This is a genomic window from Arthrobacter sp. 10T425 (assembly GCF_056393985.1).
In genome coordinates, this window is record NZ_JBFTGZ010000131.1 from 1 (window position 1) to 368 (window position 368).

General features: G+C 63.9%; 1 protein-coding gene. It reads left to right on the plus strand.

What is annotated here, in order from left to right:
* A partial coding sequence (locus tag AC1DDH_RS20855; protein WP_476956276.1) for an ATP-binding protein occupies window positions 1–368 on the plus strand: 368 nt, incomplete at both ends.

The following is a 368-nucleotide window of genomic DNA, read 5'->3' on the forward strand; positions in this document are numbered from 1 at the left end:
GCGCCAGGTCGAGCCGACCTTCACCGCCTTCGACCTCGGCGAGGCCGTTCGAGAGGCGGCAGAGATCGTCGCCTGCACGCTCGATGCCATGAACGTGCATTTGCGCCTCGATGCATTCCCGCCTTCGACGCAGGTACGCGGCGAACGTGTGCAATTGCAACAGGCCATCATCAGCCTGCTGATCAACGGCGCGGAATCCATGCATGGGCAGCCGGCTGGCGAAAGACTGCTGGTGCTGGCATGCAGCCCCTCGCAAGACGTGCTGCGCATTGACATCGACGACGGCGGCGAAGGTTTCCATCCGCAACTGGCGGACCGCATCTTCGAGCCGCTGTTCACCACAAAGCCGAACGGCATGGGCATGGGCC